We start from the raw sequence: 2,503 nt of genomic DNA on the forward strand, positions 1-2,503 counted from the left end.
AAGATCCTCGGCTGGAAGACCCCGGCCGAGGTCTTCGAGGAACAGCTACGCTCACTGCAACAGCCCGGTGTTGCAACGACTGGTTGAACTCGCCCTGTGAACCTCACGCGACAGTTCGCCATTAGTGACGACGAGGGTGAGCACGAGCACTACGTGCAGGTTCACTGCGAACTTCGCTACGAGTGCGAACCCGTCCTGGATGCCCTGGGGAGCTTCGCTTCCTGGTTCTTCCACGACGCCGATGCGAACCTCGACGAGTGGTTCGCCGCCATGGAGGGGCACCTCGAACTGGTGCTTGCTCGTGTGCCCGCCGAGATCGATGTGTACGAAGAGCCGGTATAGGTCGTCACGCCAGCAGGACTCGCTTGTGTAAGAGATCGAAGCCGGCGCCGCCGATGATCGGCGGCGTTGCCATACCTGCTGGGCAGGTCGAGGCCCGGCTCGTCAAGTCGCCCCTACCCGATCAGCCTGGAAGAGGCCGCCGGGTAGGGCGCTGGCCGTACGCGCTCAGGAGGCGATGGGGCGCGCCTCCCAAACAGTCCTGCCGCCGTCGGCCCCGCATACGTCGAGGTCGATCTTTCCGTTCTTCTCGTTCAGGCACATATTGAGCAGAACGTTGTCGTACTCGCCGTTGTTCGCGTCCCACTCGGTTTGGTGGGAGTCGTCACCGGCGCAGTCCATGAAGACCGGCGTATCGGCGGTCTCGGAGGCCAGACACCACTCGCCCCGGGTGATCCGGACGGTGCCCTGTCCGGACAGGGTGAAGCGCTGGCGCTCGTCGTCGGTGCAGGCGGCGGGCTCGGCGGGCGCGTCCTGCGAGGAGTCGACTTGCAGGCAGTGGCCGGACACCTTGTTGACCAGTTGCACGGGGACGGGTGCGGCGGCGGCCGGAGCGGGGGCGGTGTAGGCAGTGAGGGTGAAGGCGCCCAGGGCGGCCAGAGCAGCGGCATAGCGTCGAATCATGGGGTTTCCGCTTCTTCTTGGGTGTCCGCAAGGTGCGGGGATGATCACCTTTCCACAGGCGCGACGGGTAAAGATCCTTCTGATCACATGTGTTCACGACTGCGCGGAATCAGCGTCAATGGCGGCCTTTTATCGTGTCTGTGTCCGGGATCGGCTGGTGGTGTCTGCCGGGGGCGGGGGCGGCTGGCTCGAGGTCGAGGCGCTTGTCCGTGTCCAGGCGGAAGGTGCCGTACGGGTTGACGTTGTACCAGAACGGCGCGGTCAGGCCGCGCTGGTCCTCATCAGGGAGCTTCTTTGCCCAGGCCGGTTCGGCGAGCAAGGACGGGGAAACGGGACTCGTCCGACTTTGCGGCTGGTGGCTGAGCTAGGGCACCGGGGCCACTTCCGCAGGTCAGAGCGTTTTCACCCCAGGCAGCAGAGCGCCCCCGCAGGGTGGTGCTGCGGGGGCGGTCGGCTCTCTGCGGTCTACTCGTCGTCGTCTTTTCCGGCCAGCATGAGGGCCCTGGTAGACCTGCCCGGCGTTGGTGCGCTTCTTCATGTACCCGCGGTTGGCCAGAGACTCTGCGAAGGCCTTCTCTGTCCCGGACTGCTCGCCGCTGGCGTGGCACCAGGTCGTCCACTCCGTGAAGAGCTCCCGGGCTCGCACGGTGGAGTGTGAGTTGGGGATGGTCCGCTCCTCGAGGAAGCGCCCGAGCACGTCACTTGCAGCCTGGTACTCCAGCGTCCGCACCCGCACGACCTCCGGCGGGTTGAGGCCCTGGTCCTGGTAGGCCATCCACCCTTCGTAGACCCAGGACAGCACCGAGGCCGCCGCTTTCTTGAGCCGGTCGGGGAGCTTCGGGTCGCGCTCCTCTTCGGGGATCACGACGTCGAACGGCACGACCAGGATGCGCCGCCACACTGCCGGGTCATCGCCGCTGACCGCGGGCAGGTGGTTCGTCATCATCACGAGCGTGTGGCTCGGGTCGAACTGGATCGGGTTCTTGTGCATGAGGTTGGCCTCGATGGGATCGCCACCGACGAGCCGCTTCATGGTGGCCTCAGCAAAGCGCCGGCCTTTCTCCGTCTCGGAGCAGAACGCCAACCGCGCGCCGCGCAGCCGCATCTTGAAGGCGCCGTGACGCTCGTGCTTGGACTCCATGAGGATCGCGGGGTCGACCTCGACCGCGTAGTCCCCGAACGCAGCCACCACGGCGTCCCGCAGCGTGCCCTTACCGTTCGCACCGGTTCCGGTGAAGATCGGCATGACGTGCTCGCGGACTTCTCCGAGCATCGCGTAGCCGAACAGCCGCTGGACGAATGCGCGTACCTCAGGGGCGGGGAGGATCCGTTCGAGGAACGCCTCCCACTCCGCGGCTGCCTTCTCGCCCTGCTCCTGGTCGTCGCCGTCCAGCCCGGCGCCGGCCACCTTCGTGATGAGGTCGTCTGGCTTTGTTCACGAAGTAGACTCTGTTGCTGAATTCGTCAGCCGGCGAGTTGGTGGCTGAGGCGCTCGAGTCGGCTGGTGCGAGGCTTGCGTAGTGGGTCGGTGGTCCACCAG

The 2,503-nt window shown here is 66.0% G+C and carries 4 protein-coding genes; 1 reads left to right on the forward strand and 3 read right to left on the reverse strand.

Translation table 11 applies throughout. The features are described from left to right. The first annotated feature begins 96 nt into the window (after nucleotides 1–96). Nucleotides 97–342 carry a hypothetical protein gene (locus AB0N17_RS46060; RefSeq protein WP_366017645.1) on the forward strand — a complete coding sequence of 82 codons (246 nt, stop codon included), beginning with the start codon at nucleotides 97–99 and terminating at the stop codon, nucleotides 340–342. A 165-nt stretch (nucleotides 343–507) separates the two neighbouring features. Here AB0N17_RS46060 and AB0N17_RS46065 read toward each other — a convergent pair whose 3' ends face one another. The 3 genes from AB0N17_RS46065 to AB0N17_RS46075 form a co-directional block, all read right to left on the reverse strand. Next, nucleotides 508–963: a ricin-type beta-trefoil lectin domain protein gene (locus AB0N17_RS46065; protein WP_366017647.1), complete on the reverse strand. Its 456-nt coding sequence runs from the start codon at nucleotides 961–963 to the stop codon at nucleotides 508–510. Between the two features lie 115 nt (nucleotides 964–1,078). Further along, nucleotides 1,079–1,282: a hypothetical protein gene (locus AB0N17_RS46070; RefSeq protein ID WP_366017648.1), complete on the reverse strand. Its 204-nt coding sequence runs from the start codon at nucleotides 1,280–1,282 to the stop codon at nucleotides 1,079–1,081. 72 nt (nucleotides 1,283–1,354) lie between these two features. Beyond that, nucleotides 1,355–2,371 carry a phage/plasmid primase, P4 family gene (locus tag AB0N17_RS46075; RefSeq protein ID WP_366017649.1) on the reverse strand — a complete coding sequence of 339 codons (1,017 nt, stop codon included), beginning with the start codon at nucleotides 2,369–2,371 and terminating at the stop codon, nucleotides 1,355–1,357. Between the last annotated feature and the right edge of the window lie 132 nt (nucleotides 2,372–2,503).

The organism is Streptomyces sp. NPDC051133 (assembly GCF_040682635.1).
In the GTDB taxonomy this organism is placed as follows: Bacteria; Actinomycetota; Actinomycetes; order Streptomycetales; family Streptomycetaceae; genus Streptomyces.